Genomic DNA, 16,005 nt, shown 5'->3' on the forward strand with positions numbered 1-16,005 from the left:
AAGCCAGGCTTTGACAAAAGATCGCGGCAGGTTATCACTTGTGTACGAATGAAGATGTCCGGCGACCGCCCGGAGGCATTGCGTGACCCGTTACGCGAAACCCAAGTCACTCGACGAAGCGCTGGCGCTGCTCAGCGAGGGTTCGTGGCGAGTGCTGGCGGGCGCAACGGATTTCTATCCAGCCCTCGGAAACCGCCCCCTGCAGCATGATGTAATCGATATCAACGGCATCGCCGAATTGCGCGGCATCGCCGAAAGCGACAGCCATTTCATCATCGCGGCGCGCACAAGCTGGACCGAGGTCGAAAAGTCGCCGTTGCCGCCGGCCTTCGACGCGCTGAAGCAGGCGGCGCGCGAGGTCGGCTCGATCCAGATCCAGAACGTCGCTTCGGTAGTCGGCAACATCTGCAATGCCTCGCCGGCGGCGGATGGCGTGCCCGCCCTGATGATCCTCGACGCAGAGGTTGAGCTGCGTTCGCGCCACGAGCTGCGTATACTGCGGCTTGGCGACTTCATCGTCGGCAACCGGCGGACGAAGCTGCGCGACGACGAGATGGTGACGGCGCTGCGGATCCCCAAGGCCAGCGCAGCCGGCCGTTCGGCCTTCGTCAAACTGGGCGCGCGCCGCTATCTCGTCATTTCGATCGCCATGGCAGCGGCAAGGATCGTGCTCGACGACGATGGAAGAATTTGCAGCGCGGCGATTTCTGTAGGGTCCTGCTCGGCGGTGGCACAACGGCTGCGCGTCCTGGAAACAGCACTTGCCGGGCAAAGTCCGGAAGCCATCGAAGACGCCGTTCAAGCCACCGGGCTGGACGAGTTGTCGCCGATCGACGACGTGCGCGGTAGTGCCGGTTACAGGCGAAGTGCGGCGCGAGAAATCGTGGCGCGAGCTTTGTTGCAGGCAGCCGGCGGCTCGCAGAAACGGGCCGCGGCATGAAAAACGACCGGGCGCCGATCAGCTTCACTGTCAATGGCGCCTCCGTGTCGGTATCCGCCGCACCGTTACGGCGCCTGTCGTCAGTGCTGCGCGATGACCTCGGTCTGACCGGCACCAAGGTCGGCTGCGACGCCGGCGACTGCGGCGCCTGTACCGTATTGCTCGACGGCGATCCCGTCTGCGCCTGCCTGCTGCCGATGGCATCGGTCGAGGGCGCTGCGGTCCGCACCGTGGAAGGGCTAGAGGTGAGCAGCCTCTCGGCACTGCAGGCGTCGTTCCTTGCATATGGGGCCGCGCAGTGCGGTTTCTGTACGCCCGGGCTGCTGGTCACCGCGACCGCGCTGCTGGAACGGGTACCGCGTCCAAGCGAACAACAGGTCCAGGACGCGCTCGGCGGGGTTCTGTGCCGCTGCACCGGCTACCGCAAGATCGTCGAGGCGGTGAAGGAGGCATGGCGCTTTGTGCTGCCACCATCCTTCGATTTTCGCATGCCGCGGGCTGGTTCGGCAGTAGGCGCCTCGCCCATCAGGCTCGACGGCATTCCGAAGGTGACAGGCGCCGAGAGATTCGGCGGCGATTCATTTCCCGCTGGTGCTTTGTCGGTGCTTGTCATCCGCTCGCCGCATCACCGCGCGGCGTTTTCGTTCGGCGACCTCGACGCCTATGTCACCGCCAATACAGGCGTCGTGGCGGTGTTCACTGCTGAGGATATCCCTGGCATCAACAGCTTCGGCGTGATCCCGCCATTTGCCGACCAACCGGCACTGGCCGAGAGCGAGACGCGTTTTCGCGGCGAGGCAGTGGCGCTTGTCGCCTGCGAGGGCTGGGCGGCGCGCGATCTGGACATCGCTTCATTCCCCGTCGACTGGCACGAGTTGCCGGCAGCGCTGGAACCAGCTGGCGCCCAGACGGAAGGCGCTGCACTGATTCATACCAACCGGCCCGACAATCTGCTGGTGCGCGGTCTTGTCGAGCGCGGCGAGCCGGAAAGTGCCTTGGCGCAGGCCGCATGTGTGGTCTCCGGCACCATGCAGACTTCTTATGTGGAACACGCTTATATTGAACCGGAAGCCGGCTATGCATTCATGGATGGCGACATGTTGACGATCGCCGCCTGCACCCAGGCACCGCACCTTGACCGCGATGACACCGCCCGAGTCCTTGGCCTCGCCGCAGAAAATATACGCATCCTGCCGACGGCGACCGGCGGCGGCTTTGGCTCGAAGATCGACGTCTCGCTGCAGCCGTTGATCGGGCTGGTGGCGCTGAAGACCGGGCGCCCGGCGGCACTCGCCTACAGCCGCACGGAATCGATGGCCTCGACCACCAAGCGCCATCCGGCATCTATGCAGGCAACGATCGGCGCCGACGCCGATGGCACCATGCGCGGCATGGTATTTGATGGCGAGTTCAATACCGGCGCCTATGCCAGTTTTGGACCGACCGTCGCCAACCGTGTGCCGGTGCACGCCTCTGGCCCCTATGCCACGCCGAACTATCGCGCCGTCGCCAGCGCCATCCATACCAATGGCCCGGTGTCGGGCGCCTTTCGTGGCTTCGGCGTGCCTCAGGCAACCTTGATGCAGGAAACGCTGCTCGACGAGCTGGCCGACAAGCTCGGTATCGACAGGCTGCAGATACGCCTGAAAAACGCGCTTCGAAACGGCTCCGAAACAGTAACCGGACAGCGGCTTGAGACCGGTGTCGGCATCGGTGAGTGCCTCCGGGCGCTGCGTTCGCACTGGGCGCGCGCGCTGGCCGAAGCGAACGCCTTCAACGCGGCCAATGGCAAGATCAAGCGCGGTGTCGGCATCGCCTCCTGCTGGTATGGCTGCGGCAACACCTCGCTGCCCAACCCCTCGACAATCAAGCTGGGCCTCGCGCCCGAAGGCAAGGTTGTGCTTCACCAGGGCGCGGTCGACATCGGCCAGGGATCGAACACCGTCATCGCCCAGATCGCTGCCGACGCACTCGGCCTGCCGCTCGGCGATTTCGTGCTTCGCGGTGCCGACACCGCAGTTACTCCCGACGCCGGCAAGACCTCGGCGTCGCGCCAGACCTATGTCTCGGGCAAGGCGGCGGAAAAGGCCGCTCGCGCCTTGCGCGACAGCATTCTGCGCTACGCCAACGTCTCGGTCGAAGCCTCGCTGCAGTTGCTCGCCGGCGGGTTGCTTTTGGTGCATGAAGGTGGCGAGCGCCGGCGCATCGACCTGACGCTGCTCGAACCGGACAAGGACGGCCTCGTCTTCGCCGCCGAGGAAAGCTACGATCCGCCGACGACGGCGCTTGACGCCAAGGGCCAGGGCAAACCTTACGCCGTCTATGGCTATGGCGCCCAGATCGCAGAGCTGGAGGTCGATATGGCGCTCGGCACGGTGAAGCTGGTCAAGATCACCGCGGCGCATGACGTCGGCCGCGCGATCAACCCGCTGCTTGCCGAAGGCCAGATCGAAGGCGGCATCGCCCAAGGCATCGGCATGGCGCTGATGGAAGAATACATTCCCGGCCGCACCGAGAACCTGCATGACTACCTGATCCCGACGATCGGCGACGTGCCGCCGATCGAAACCATCCTGGTGGAAGTTCCGGACCCGGAAGGACCCTTTGGTGCCAAGGGTTTGGGCGAGCATGTGCTGATCCCGACTGCGCCCGCCATCCTCAACGCCATCCGCCACGCCACCGGCGTTTTGGTGACCAGGATACCGGCGACTCCGTCACGGATCCTGGCAGCAATCGAGGAGGCACGTCGATGAACGAGCTTTCCGAGCGTTTCGAGACACACCCGGCCGGTGACAGGCAAGCGGGCGAAAGGCTGCGATGCGATGCCTGTCCCGTGATGTGCTATATCGCCGAAGGGCGCACCGGCGCCTGCGATCGCTATGGCAATTTCGGCGGCAGGATCGTACGCGCCGACCCCGTCCGCGTGCTCGACTTCGCAATGCAGAGCGGCAGTGCCGTGGTGCCTTTCGGCGGCGAGGCGTGGGATGGCGAACTGGTCAACACCGGCCGGCGCTTCGTCACCGCCATTGGTGCCGGCACCTCCTATCCCGACTACAAGCCGGCACCGTTCATCGTCAGCCAGGAGGTCGAAGGCGTCGATCTCGTCACCGTCGTGACCGAGGGCATCTTCTCCTATTGCGGTGTCAAAGTGAAGATCGACACCGACCGCCATCTCGGTCACGAGACGGCAACCGTACGTGCCCAGGGCGAGGCCATCGGCCATGTGACGACAGGCGAATATGGCTCGCAGATGCTGTCGCTCGGCGGTGTCCACCACCTGACCGGCGGCTCCAAGAGTGAAGGCCGCGTGACCTGCGCAGCTTTGCTCGACCTGTGCAACAAGAAGCCGGTGGAGCTCAGCATTGACGGCGGCGCTACGATCGTCGTCGAAGCCGGCAAGCCGCCCGTCATCGATGGCACGGTCGAACACCGCATGCGTGTCGGCTGCGGCTCGGCGACCATCGGCATGTTCGCCACGCAATGGCGCGGGCTCGTCGATGAGGTCGTGGTCGTCGACGACCACATCACTGGCGTCGTCTCCGAGCACCAGGCCGGAAAGGTCCTCGGCTGGGAGGATACCGGCATCAGGATCCTCGGCAGCCGTTCGACGCCGGGACGTTACTTCAAGGTGTCGGGGCCCGGCCTCGGCTGGGGTGGAACCAGCATCTCCGACCCGCTTGAGATTCTCGGCGAATGGAATGCCAACAAGGGCGCGCGGCCCGGCCTTTCACTGCTGATGGTTTCGACGACAGGCGAACAATTCGCCTACTACGAACTCGACGACGCGCTGAAGCCGGTCAAGAAGCCGTTCCCGGATCGCCTGCGCAAGTCGGTCGGGCTGATCGAGGAAAATTGTGAGCCGGCAATGTGTACCGTGCTTTTCGTCGGCGGGGCCGGCGGCAGCCTGCGCGCAGGGGTGACGGAAAACCCGGTCAACCTGACGCGTTCGGTGCAGGGCCTGAGAACCTATGTCACTGTCGGCGGCGCGCCTGTCTATGTCTGGCCGGGCGGCGGCATCACGCTGATGGTCGATGTCGTCAGGGTGCCCGAAAACGCCTTCGGTTATGTGCCTACACCTGCGCTGGTAGCGCCGATCGAATTCACGCTTCGGCGCGACGACTATCTTGCGCTGGGCGGCTACGAAAGCGAGATCAGGAGCATCGACGACGTGCTGGCGCGCGGCGGCGCGTATTTCAACGAACGGGCGACGGCAAAGGCCGGGACGGATAACCCCTGGCCTCCGCTGGCGCAATTGCGCCTGATGGCGCCGGGCGGGTTACCATGAATGGCCCCGAAATCTCCTGGCTGCCCGATCGACACCGCCTGCACTTCAACCATGGCCCCATCGACCTGATTGTCGAGGCTTTTGGTGAGACCGAAGAGCTGCGCTGTGCCTACGGCCAGGCGGCGGCGCGCTTCCAGACCATCCTTGGCGAACTGGTCGAGGAACTCGCCGAGCTGCGACGGCCGGCATGCTTGCGCCCCCGCAACTTCGACGGCCCGACAGCACGTCGGATGGAAGCCGCCGTTGCACCGCTAGCCGGGCAGTTCATCACACCGATGGCCGCAGTTGCCGGCTCGGTCGCCGACGAGATGATGGCGGCGATGGTCGCAGGGCGTGCGATAGACCGCGCCTATGTCAACAATGGCGGCGATATCGCGCTGCACATTGCACAGGGCCACGAGGTCTCGGTGGCGATCGCCGGCACGGGCCATGGTCTGGCCGACAGGCTGACGATCCACTGGCAGGACGCAGTGCGCGGCATCGCCACCAGCGGTTGGCGCGGGCGCAGCTTTTCGCTCGGCATCGCCGATGCTGTAACGGTGCTCGCCTCGAGCGGGGCTGCGGCCGACGCGGCAGCAACGCTGATCGCCAATGCTGTCGACCTGCCCGGCCACGCAGCCATCCACCGCCGGCCGGCGCGCGACCTGGCCCCCGATAGCGACCTTGGCGACAGGCTGGTTACGATAGATGTCGCACCACTCGCCGTCGCCGAAATCGAGGTCGCGCTCGACGCCGGATTTTCCGTGGCCGAAAACTTGCGGCGGCAAGGGTCGATCCAGACTGCAGCTCTATACCTAGGAGGCCGAACCCGCATAAGCGGCACGCATGAGCGTGCCGTAACCGACGGTGTGACAAGGGGGGAACCTGTCCATGCCTGACTTTCCGATCCGGAAGATCGCTGTAACGATCGAGGAAATCCTGCACGACGGAGGGCCACCCGCGCATATCCCCCGACGACGAGCGGCAGCGCTTGCGGTGGTGAAGAACCCGTTCGCCGGCCGCTATGTCGAAGAGCTTGAGACCGCGATGGAGGATCTGAAACCGCTCGGGCTGATGCTGTCCGACCGGCTGATCGCCGCACTGGGTGGCGATGCGAAAGCCATCGACGGTTATGGCAAAGGCGCCATTGTCGGCTCGGCTGGCGAACTGGAACACGGCGCGCTGTGGCATGTGCCCGGCGGTTACGCCATGCGCGAGCGGCTTGGCGAAGCCAAGGCAATCGTGCCCTCGGCCAAGAAGCTGGGGGCTTTCGGCGCGCGGCTCGATGTGCCGATCGGCCATGTCAACGCTGCCTACGTGCGCAGCCATTTCGACGCCATGGAAGTGGGAGTGCCCGACGGGCCGCGACCGGACGAGATCGTCTTTGCACTGGTCATGACCTCGGGTCCGCGCATTCACGACCGCATGGGTGGATTGAAGGCCTCCGACATCAAGGCCTGGGATGGCTTGCGATGAGCCCGGACCCCGCCGGAGGCGGTTATCAGGTCCAGGGGCAGATTGGTTTTGTCCTGCGCAAGGCAAACCAGCGTCACGTTGCGATCTTCGCCACGCATATTGCGGACCTGACACCACCGCAGTTCGCCGCACTCGCCAAGCTGCGCGACGTCGGCGAAACCTCTCAGAACCAGCTTGGCGGCCTGATCGCCATGGATGCGGCAACCGTCAAGGGCGTCATCGACAGGCTAGCGGCACGCGGACTGGTGCAACTGGCCAAGCACGAGGTCGACAAGAGGCGCCTGATGGTAAAGCTGACTGACGAAGGCCATCGCCTCATCGTCGAGCTCCTGCCGCGGGCGCGGACGATCACCGAGGAGACGTTGTCGCCGCTGTCGGCGAAAGACGCCGAAACGCTGCTGCAACTGCTGACGAAGATAAGCTGAGGGCCGCAGGGCAGGGAAGTAAGGGAGTAGGGGAGTAAGGGAAGAGGATAACCTATTCCCTTACTCCCCTAGTCGCCGTATGGGACCCAGACGTTCTTGATCTCGATGGCGCGGCGGAGGAAGGCTTCGCCCTGGGCGGTCGGCCAGTCGAGGCTGCGGCCGTGGCCGGTCCAGACGCGCTTGAGATTGCCCGTCGATTCAGCTTCCGCTTTGGCGCAGATCTCGGCTTCGGCAACGACCCAGAGGCCGTCGACGTCGTCGTGCTTGGCAAGCACGGCTGTGAGTTCGGCGGTATGCCCGGTGACGATGTTGATCGCGCCTGCAGGGACATCTGAGTACTCGAGCACCTGGTAGAGGTCGGTGGCAACGAGCGGGGCAGTGGTCGAGGGCACCACGACCGTGGTGTTGCCCATGGCAAGTGCCGGAGCGATCAGCGAGATCAGGCCGAGCAGCGGGGCTTCGTCAGGGGCGACGATGCCGATCACGCCGACCGGTTCGTGCAGGGCAAGGGTGACTGTGCGTGCCGGCGGCTGGTGCACCCTGCCCTCGAACTTGTCGGCCATGCCGGCGTAGTAGAACAGCCGCTCGATCGAGGCTTCGACTTCTGCCTTGGCAGCCTTGTGGGCAGCACCGGTCAGTTCGACGATGCGGGCAGCGAACTCTTCCGTGCGGCCCGACAGGTTCTCGGCGAGGTAATAGAGCACCTGCGCCCGGTTGTAGGCGGTCGCCTCCGGCCAGGCCTTGCAGGCACGCGCCGCCGAGACCGCGTCGCGGATGTCCTTGCGGCTGCCCAAGCCGACCTCGCCCGCGAGTTTGCCCTTGGAAGTCAGAACCGGCAGCGAATAGTTGCCGTCGGGGCGCACCTGCTTGCCTGCGATGAACAGCTTTGCGGTGCGGTCGATGCCATGGCTTTCGCCATTGTCCCGCGCTGCCTGCCTGGGCGCCGTCGACGGCTTGATGACAGGGCCATGCGGCTCGCTCGGCGCCAGATATTCCTCCAGCCCCTCGCGCCCGCCCTCGCGGCCAAAGCCACTCTCGCGGTAGCCGCCGAAGCCACAGGCGGCATCGAACATGTTGGTGCCGTTGATCCAGACCACTCCGGCCTTGAGCTGCGGGGCGACATGCAAGGCGAGATTGACGTTCTCGCTCCACACCGAGGCGGCAAGGCCAAAACGGGTGTTGTTGGCAAGTTCGACCGCCTCCTCGGTGTTGCGGAAGCTCATGGTGGCGAGCACCGGACCGAACACCTCCTCCTGGGCGAGGATGTTGGCAGGTGCGACACCGGTCGCCAGCGTCGGCAGGTGATAATAGCCTTGTGATGGCACATCCTGGTCGGGCTGCCAGCAGACAGCACCTTGTCTTGCACCTTCCTCGACAAGGCGCCTGACGCGGTCGAGCTGGGTCTTGTCGACCAGCGGGCCGATGTCGGTGTTCTTGTCCAGGGGGGAACCAACGCGCAGCCGGCTCATCCGTGTCTTGACCTTGGCGATGAAGGCCTCGGCAACGCTCTCCTGCACCAGAAGCCGCGAGCCGGCGCAGCAGACCTGGCCCTGGTTGAACCAGATGCCGTCGACAAGCCCTTCGACGGCGCTGTCGAGATCGGCGTCCTCAAAGACGATGAAGGCCGACTTGCCGCCGAGTTCCAGCGACAGTTTCTTGCCCGAGCCGGCGGTTGCCTTGCGGATGATCTTGCCGACTTCCGACGAGCCGGTGAACGCGATCTTGTCGATGCCGGGGTGGTTGACGATCGCAACCCCTGTCTCGGGTCCGCCCTGGACGATGTTGACCACGCCCTTGGGCACACCTGCACGTTCGCAGATCTCGGCGAAGAGAATGGCCGTCAGCGGCGTGAACTCGGCCGGCTTCAGGACAACGGTGCAGCCGGTGGCAAGAGCGGGTGCGATCTTCCAGGCCAGCATCAAAAGCGGAAAGTTCCACGGGATGATCTGGCCGACGACACCGGCTGCCTTGCGGCCAGGGAACTCCCGGTCGAGCGACTGGGCCCAGCCGGCATGGTGGATGAAGTGGCGGATCGCCAATGGCACGTCGATGTCGCGGCTCTCGCGGATCGGCTTGCCGTTGTCGAGGCTTTCCAGCACCGCAAACAGGCGCTGGTGGCGCTGCATGGCGCGGCCGATGGCATAAAGCACCTTGGCCCGCTCATAACCCGAGGCAGCACTCCATTTGGGCAACGCCTTGCGCGCTGCTGCCACCGCCGTCTCGATGTCGGCGGCGGAGGCATCGGAGACCTTGGCCAGAAGCTTGCCATCAGAGGGATCGGATGTGTCGAAGCTCTTGCCGTCGATGCCGGCGCGCCAGTCGCCCGCGATGAACAGCGCCTTCGAGAAGTCGCGGGCCGCAAGCCAGGCATCGGCTTCGCTGCGGGCCTCGGGGGCTGGGGCATAATCCATGGCGTGGTATCGTTCGAGGATGTTCATGAGGGGCTCCGGACTTTGCGGCGCGAGGATCGGGCGGGGGGCGCGAAGGAACGCGGCATGGCCAGGTCGCCCCTCACGCCATGGCGTGGCGGTGGTTGGCCGAGTAGCGGCCGCTGATGTGGTGTTCGAGCTGGCGTTCGATGTCGGTCAACAGGCTCGACGCGCCGAAGCGGAACAGCTCAGGCTCGAGCCAGGGCCGGCCAAGCTCTTCCTTCATCAGCACCAGCCAGTCGAGCGAGACCTTGGCCGTCGAGATGCCGCCGGCCGGCTTGAAGCCAATGAGATAGCCGGTCTGCTCGTGATAGGCGCGGATCGCCCTGACCATGGCGAGGCCGACGGGCAGCGTCGCGTTGACGCTTTCCTTGCCGGTCGAGGTCTTGATGAAATCGGCACCCGCCATCATCGCCACCATCGAGGCGAGCGTGACATTGCGCAAAGTCGCCAGATCGCCGGTGCCGAGGATGACCTTGAGATGGGCCGCGCCGCAGGCAGCGCGCATCTGCCTGATCTCGTCATAAAGCTCCTGCCACTTCGCACCGAACACCAGTCCGCGCGGAATGACGACGTCGATCTCGTCGGCGCCGTCGGCAACCGATGCCTCGATCTCGGCGAGACGTGTCGACAACGGCGCCAGGCCATGCGGAAAGGCCGTCGACACCGCAGCGACATGGATGCCCGAGCCCTTCACCGCCTCGACAGCCGCCGCCACGAACGGATGATAGACGCAGACCGCCGCCGGCCGGATCAGCACCTCGCCCAGTCCCAGCGCCTCGGTCAGATCACGGCGCAGCGGGTTCAGCGCCTTGGCACAGAGCCGGCGCACACGCTCGTCGGTGTCGTTGGAGTTGAGCGTCGTCAGATCCATCAGCGAGATCGACCTGAGCAGCCAGGCAGCCTGATTGTCGGCCTTGATCGAGCGCCTTTTGGTCAGCGTGCCGACCCGCCGCTCCAGCGCCGAACGGTTGACACTGCGCATCGATTCCAGAAAGCCCAAATCCAGCGCCATGCCGGGGTTGCGCGCAATGGCGTGCCTGTCGGCCGCATTCGCAGCCAGCCGCGACGGCAAGGCGGTCACTATGGCGGATGACGGGTTCTCGGCTTCGCGCAGCTTGCCGCTCATGTGACTGCCTTTCCTCCGGACGCCTTGTCGTCGGCGCGACATCTCAAGAGCCGTCGACGGCAAGCCATGCTTTCGTCGCGGCACAAACAAGAATAGCCCGTGTAGCTATGCTCCACGAGTCCCCCGAGGGCGGAAGATAGACGAAAAATCGAAACGGCGAAGCGTTATCTTGACCGGATGGTCAAAACGCCGGACCGCCAGGCGATCCGGCACCGAGGGAAGCGTCAGCCGACGAAGGCGCGCTCGACGACGAAGCTGCCCGGCTCATTCAGCGAGCCCTCGACGAAGCCGAGGCTCTCAGCCAGTTCCTTGACGTCCTTGAGCATGTGCATCGAGCCGCAGATCATGATGCGGTCGGTTTCGGGATCGAGCTTGTCGATACCGAGGTCGCTGTAGAACTTGCCCGACGAGATGAGCGCGGTGATGCGGCCCATACGCTCGGATTCCTCGCGTGTCGTCGAATTGTAGAGCGTGACGCGGCCATGGGTCAGTTCGCCGATCAGCGGGTCGCTTTCGAGATTGGCGACCAGTTCCTGGCCATAGGTCAGCTCGGCCACGTCGCGGCAGGTGTGGGTAAGGAAGACGTGCTCGTAGCGCTCATAGGTGTCGGGATCGCGAAGCAGGCTGGCGAAGGGCGCGATGCCGGTGCCGGTCGAGATCATGAAAAGGCGCTTGCCAGGGGTCAGCGCGTCGAGCACCAGCGTGCCGGTCGACTTCTGGCGCATCAGGACGGTGTCGCCGGGAACGATCTTCTGCAGCTCGGAGGTCAGCGGACCATCCGGCACCTTGATCGAGAAGAACTCGACTTCGTCGTCCCAGGAGGGGCTTGCCACCGAATAGGCGCGGTAGACCGGCTTTTCGGCGTTGGGCAGGCCGATCATGACGAACTCGCCCGAACGGAAGCGCAGCGACTGCGGCCGGGTGATGCGGAAGGAAAAGAGGCGATCCGTGTAATGTTTCACCGAAACCACAGTTTCGGCGTAGACATTGGCAGGGATTGGGAACTGAAGCGGCTTGGCTTCGGCCGTCTTCAGCGCTGCTGCGGTGTTCATCGATCAAACCTCTCGCCCGGCGCGGCGACGTTTCCAGACCCGGCGCGCAGCGGAAATACAGGCAAATAATGGGACCTTGTTCGGGTTATTAATTAGTATACAAATGATATCAGCGTCAAGATTGTGGCATAAAACGCCTTTCTAAACTGGCACAGGAACGTAGTCCGGGCTTTTCGGGATTAGTCCATGGACGAGAATATTCCCGCAGAGGCGGGAAATGTCGTGGCAGGCATCGATGTCGGGGGAACCTTCACCGACCTGCTGCTGATCGACGGTAGGGATGGCGGGACAGTCCACATCGCCAAGACACCGACAACAGTTGAAAACCAGGCGCATGGCGTGATCGCGGCACTCGCTGCAACAGGTTTTCCGATCGCCGACATCGACCTCATCGTGCACGGCACGACCACCACCACCAATGCCGTGCTGGAGCGCAGGCTGGCGAAAACCGGCATGATCACGACGCGCGGTTTTCGCGACGTGATCGAGCTCGGAAGGCGTACGCGGCCACAGCCCTATGGCATGACCGGCGTCTTCGTGCCGGTCATCCCACGCAATCTCAGGATCGAGGTCACCGAACGCGTCGAAGCCTCGGGACGGGTGCGCGAGCCGCTCGACGAGAACGAGGTGCGGCGGGCGGTCAATCAGCTGGCCGCCGCCGGTTGCGAAGCGCTGGTCATCCATTTCCTGCATGCCTACGCGAATCCCGCCCATGAGCGCCGCGCCGCCGAGATCGCAGCTGAAGACTGGCCGAATAGGCACATCACCACGGGCCACTCGTTGCTTTCGGAGGCACGCGAGTTCGAGCGCGGGGTCACGGCCTCGGTCAACGCCGCCGTGCAGCCGATCCTCGAACGTTATGTCGGGCGGCTGCGCGAAGAACTCAGCCAGCGCGGCTACGGCCGCGACTTCCTGATCATGAACGGCAATGGCGGCATGATCTCGGCGCGCTTCGTCACCCGGGAGGCGGCAAAGACCGTCATGTCAGGCCCGGCCTCGGGTGTTATCGCCGCCGCCCATACTGGCCGGCGCGCCGGCTACGGACATCTCGTCACCTACGACATGGGCGGCACCTCGACCGACGTCGCGCTGATCCTCGATGCAGAGCCTGCGGTCTCCAACGAGATCGAGATCGAGTATGCGATGCCGATCCATGTGCCGATGGTGGCGGTGCATACGGTGGGCGCCGGCGGCGGCTCGATCGCCCGTGTCGATGCCTCCGGGCTGATCCAGGTCGGTCCGGAAAGTGCCGGCGCCAACCCCGGGCCGGTCTGCTATGGCCGCGGCGGCACGGAGCCGACGATCACCGACGCCAATCTGGTGCTCGGGCGGCTCGACCCGAAAAGGCTGCTTGCCGTCGACGCGCCGGTTACGGTCGAGACCGTGCGCCAGATCTTCGAAGACAGCATCGGCAAGTTGACCGGGCTTGATGGTGTTTCGGCGGCAGGGGCTGTGCTCCGGCTCGGCAATGTCAAGATGGCGGGCGCCATCCGCATGGTGTCGGTGTCGCGCGGACATGACCCGCGCGACTTCACGCTGTTTGCCTTCGGAGGCGCCGGCCCGCTGCATGCGTCAGCGCTTGCCCGCGAACTCGGTCTGCCACGGGTGCTGGTACCGGCGCGGCCCGGCATCACCAACGCGCTCGGCTGCGTCGTCGCCGATTTGCGCCACGACTTCGTCAACACGGTCAACCAGCCGGTGGCACTGCTGGACGAGAAACGGGCCCGGGACATTCTCGCCGGGCATCGGGCGGCAGGCGAGGCGCTGATCGGCCAGGAGGCGGTGCGACCGAAGAGCATTCGCGTCAACCACTCCGCCGACATGCAATTCGTCGGGCAGACGCACATCGTCAACGTGCCGCTGCCTTCGACGGATATCGACCGTGCGACGCTGCAGGGCCTGTTCGAGAAGGCCTATTTCGCCCGCTTCAAGGTCGAACTGCCGGAGATCCGCGCCAATCTCGTCAACCTCAACACGTCGGTGACCGGCGCGCGGCCTGAGATCGACCTGAGCCGCCTGATCGACCCGGCAGGACGGTCGGCGACGCTGGCTGAAGCGCTGCGCGAGATGCGTCCGGTGTGGTTCGACGGCAGTTGGCATGACACGCCTGTTTATCTCAGGGAAAAGCTGCCGCTCGACGCCACGATCGTAGGCCCGGCCATCCTTGAGCAAATGGACGCAACAACCGTGCTGGAGCCGGGCGACCGGGCTCGGTCGGACCGGGATGGCAACATCATCGTCGAGATTGGGAGATGATGCGGCGCAAGCACCCCCACTCGGCCTCGCTGCGCTCAACACCTCTCCCGCTGCCCAGGGGAGAGGAAAGATCGGCGGCGATCAGGGCTCTCCTCGTCTCCTCCGTCGAACCAGCTCTTTTCCTCTCCCCCGTCGAACGGGGGAGAGGTGTCGTGCGCAGCGAGGCGGAGCGGGGGTCGACCTGCCTGGCCCCACGCGGAACACTGCGATCCCTCACGCTGCGGACCGTCGAGGGCGCGCCGCGCGTCCGACGCGAGCCCATGTCATGACCCTCGACGCCATCACCCTCTCCGTCATCCAGGCAGCGCTGCAGCAGACCTGCGACGAGATGGACCTGACGTTTTCGCGGGCGGCGTTTTCGCCGGTCATCGCAGAGGCCAACGACCGTTCCGATGGCATCTATTCCGCAGTTGATGGGGCGCTGATCGCACAGGGGTCGCAAGGGCTGCCGGTGTTCGTCGGCGTGATGCAGTATTCAACAAGGACCATCATCGAGATGATAGCGGACGGACGCGTGCTGCCGCCCGATCCAGGTGATATCTATGTCGTCAACGACCCCTATCTCGGCGGCACGCATCTGATGGACGTGCGTTTCGCCATGCCGGTGTGGCGCAAGGGAAAAATCTTCTGCTGGCTGTCCAACACCGGACACTGGCCCGATATCGGGGGTGCTGTGCCCGGCGGCTTCTCGGCATCGGCAACGGCGGTGGAACAGGAAGGTTTGCGGCTGCCGCCGGTCAAGCTGTTCAAGAAGGGGGTCATGGACCCCGAGATCTACGCCATCATCTGCTCCAACATCCGGGTGGCCGACCAGCGCATCGGCGACATCCGCGCCCAGGCGGCGGCGCTCCATGTCGGGCAAGACAGGCTGTTTGCGATCCTCGATCGTTACGGCGACGAAACCGTTGTCGAGGCGATCGCCGAGTTGCGCCGGCGCGCCGCCGAGCAGATGCGGGCGCATATATCAGCCCTGCCCGACGGCACCTATTACTCCAAGGCATGTGTCGATTCCGACGGCGTGGTCGATGCGCCGCTGACCATTGCGTTGTCGGTCGAGAAGACCGGCGACGCGCTGAGCTTCGACTTCGCCGGTTCGTCTCCGCCTTGCGCCGGGCCGATGAACAGCGTGCTGGCGACGACTCTGTCCTCGGTCTATCTCGCGATGCGACACATCTTTCCCGACGTGCCGATCAGCGCCGGGGCCTTCGAGCCCTTGATCGTCAAGCGGCCGGAGGGCACGTTCCTCGATGCGCGCTACCCACGCCCCGTCTCGGGTTGCGCCGCCGAGGTGTCGCAGCGCATCGCCGAGGCGGTGTTTGCCGCCATGGTGCAGGCAGCGCCCGACAAGGTGACGGCGGCGCCTGCAGGTTCGAGCGGCAACTTCGCGCTCGGCGGCAACGATCCGGCGCGCGGCCGCGACTATGTCATGTACCAGATCTCGGGCGGCGGCTATGGCGGCAACTCAGGCCATGACGGGCTGTCGAATGGCTGCTCGACCATCGGCATCTCCAAATCGCCGCCGGTCGAGATCATGGAGCAGGCCTATCCCGTGCTCTACCGCCAATATGCCTTGCGCGAGGGATCTGGCGGCGCCGGCAAACAGCGCGGCGGCTTCGGCCTCGCCTACGAGATCGAGCTGCTGCGCGGCGAGGCGCGCGCCTCCTTCGTCATGGACCACGGCCGCGTCGGGCCGCAGGGCGCGCTCGGCGGGCGGGATGGCGAGGTCAATTCGGTGATCGTGTTTCGCGACGGCAAAGCACATGTTCCGCCGCATCTGTCCAAGGAACAGGACATTCCCCTGAAAGCCGGCGACCGCGTGTCGGTCGGCACACCAGGAGGCGGTGGTTATGGCGATCCGCTAGAGCGCGATCCCGAACTGGTGCTGCGCGATGTCGGACTTGGCTACTATTCGCCCGAGCAGGCGAGCGCGATGTTCGGCGTGGCGATCGTGGATGGCGGCGTGGATGCCGAAGCTACAGCTCACCTTAGGCGGCGTTAGCCCCCTCTCCGGCTCGCTACGCTCGACACCTCTCC

General features: G+C 65.0%; 11 protein-coding genes. 8 read left to right on the top strand and 3 right to left on the bottom strand.

The window, feature by feature from the left end; all coding sequences use genetic code 11:
- The first annotated feature begins 82 nt into the window (after positions 1 to 82).
- Genes DY201_RS01935 through DY201_RS01960 form a run of 6 tightly spaced genes read left to right on the top strand, consistent with a single transcriptional unit; the run spans position 83 to position 7,105 of the window.
- Positions 83 to 940 (top strand): FAD binding domain-containing protein, encoded by an 858-nt coding sequence (locus DY201_RS01935; protein WP_115729740.1) that lies wholly within the window; start codon positions 83 to 85, stop codon positions 938 to 940.
- Positions 937 to 3,693, top strand: coding sequence for a molybdopterin-dependent oxidoreductase (locus tag DY201_RS01940; protein ID WP_115729741.1), 2,757 nt, complete (start codon positions 937 to 939; stop codon positions 3,691 to 3,693). Before DY201_RS01935 ends, DY201_RS01940 begins: the two co-directional genes overlap by 4 nt.
- The gene (locus tag DY201_RS01945; RefSeq protein WP_115729742.1) at positions 3,690 to 5,225 is read left to right on the top strand and encodes a 6-hydroxynicotinate reductase; all 1,536 of its coding nucleotides are present in this window, start codon (positions 3,690 to 3,692) and stop codon (positions 5,223 to 5,225) included. The genes DY201_RS01940 and DY201_RS01945 overlap by 4 nt, the downstream gene beginning before the upstream one ends.
- Positions 5,222 to 6,103, top strand: a complete 882-nt coding sequence (locus DY201_RS01950) for a UPF0280 family protein (protein ID WP_115729743.1) — start codon at positions 5,222 to 5,224, stop codon at positions 6,101 to 6,103. Before DY201_RS01945 ends, DY201_RS01950 begins: the two co-directional genes overlap by 4 nt.
- Complete coding sequence (locus DY201_RS01955) at positions 6,096 to 6,680, top strand: amino acid synthesis family protein (RefSeq protein WP_115729744.1); 585 nt, start codon at positions 6,096 to 6,098, stop codon at positions 6,678 to 6,680. Before DY201_RS01950 ends, DY201_RS01955 begins: the two co-directional genes overlap by 8 nt.
- Positions 6,677 to 7,105: a MarR family winged helix-turn-helix transcriptional regulator gene (locus tag DY201_RS01960; RefSeq protein WP_115729745.1), complete on the top strand. Its 429-nt coding sequence runs from the start codon at positions 6,677 to 6,679 to the stop codon at positions 7,103 to 7,105. Before DY201_RS01955 ends, DY201_RS01960 begins: the two co-directional genes overlap by 4 nt.
- 68 nt (positions 7,106 to 7,173) lie before the next feature.
- Here the strand turns inward: DY201_RS01960 and DY201_RS01965 are convergent, their stop codons facing one another.
- From DY201_RS01965 to DY201_RS01975, 3 genes are all read right to left on the bottom strand, one after another.
- Positions 7,174 to 9,543, bottom strand: coding sequence for an aldehyde dehydrogenase family protein (locus DY201_RS01965; protein WP_115729746.1), 2,370 nt, complete (start codon positions 9,541 to 9,543; stop codon positions 7,174 to 7,176).
- A 73-nt stretch (positions 9,544 to 9,616) separates the two neighbouring features.
- On the bottom strand, positions 9,617 to 10,663 hold the full coding sequence (deoC, locus tag DY201_RS01970) for a deoxyribose-phosphate aldolase (protein WP_115729747.1): 1,047 nt from the start codon (positions 10,661 to 10,663) through the stop codon (positions 9,617 to 9,619).
- Positions 10,664 to 10,887: 224 nt separating this feature from the next.
- Positions 10,888 to 11,715 carry a ferredoxin--NADP reductase gene (locus DY201_RS01975; protein ID WP_067955244.1) on the bottom strand — a complete coding sequence of 276 codons (828 nt, stop codon included), beginning with the start codon at positions 11,713 to 11,715 and terminating at the stop codon, positions 10,888 to 10,890.
- 186 nt (positions 11,716 to 11,901) lie between these two features.
- On the opposite strand from DY201_RS01975, the gene DY201_RS01980 reads away from it, so the two are divergent.
- On the top strand, positions 11,902 to 13,971 hold the full coding sequence (locus DY201_RS01980) for a hydantoinase/oxoprolinase family protein (protein ID WP_115729748.1): 2,070 nt from the start codon (positions 11,902 to 11,904) through the stop codon (positions 13,969 to 13,971).
- A 265-nt stretch (positions 13,972 to 14,236) separates the two neighbouring features.
- Positions 14,237 to 15,970 (top strand): hydantoinase B/oxoprolinase family protein, encoded by a 1,734-nt coding sequence (locus DY201_RS01985; protein WP_115729749.1) that lies wholly within the window; start codon positions 14,237 to 14,239, stop codon positions 15,968 to 15,970.
- Positions 15,971 to 16,005 lie beyond the last annotated feature (35 nt).

The organism is Aminobacter aminovorans (assembly GCF_900445235.1).
Lineage (GTDB): Bacteria > Pseudomonadota > Alphaproteobacteria > Rhizobiales > Rhizobiaceae > Aminobacter > Aminobacter aminovorans.